Origin of the sequence: Thauera terpenica 58Eu (genome assembly GCF_000443165.1) — a bacterium.
GTDB classification, from domain to species: Bacteria; Pseudomonadota; Gammaproteobacteria; order Burkholderiales; family Rhodocyclaceae; genus Thauera; species Thauera terpenica.
This window is the reverse complement of sequence record NZ_ATJV01000027.1, coordinates 1-243: the sequence shown is the minus strand read 5'-3', so window position 1 is coordinate 243 and position 243 is coordinate 1. Positions and strand designations below refer to the sequence as shown.

Annotated in this window: 1 protein-coding gene; it reads left to right on the top strand. The window is 63.0% G+C overall.

Annotated features, from left to right (window positions below; all coding sequences use genetic code 11):
- The coding region (locus M622_RS23935; protein WP_021248102.1) for a transposase at positions 1–243 on the top strand (243 nt) is incomplete at both ends.

Sequence of the window (243 nt, the reverse complement as noted above, 5' to 3'; positions counted from 1 at the left end):
CACCTGGCGGTCGATGAAGCCGAAAAGGACATCATCGGCATTGAGCTCACCACTGCCGACTGGGGTGACAGCGAAGTGTTCCCTGACTTGCTTGCGCAGGTTGATGGTGAGGTAGCCCAAGTCTCGGCCGACGGCGCCTACGATACCGAAAGGTGCCATCGCAGCATTGCCGAACGCGGCGCCCAGGCGGCGATTCCGCCCCGAGACGGCGCAGTCCGATGGGGAGACAATCATCCCCGGGAT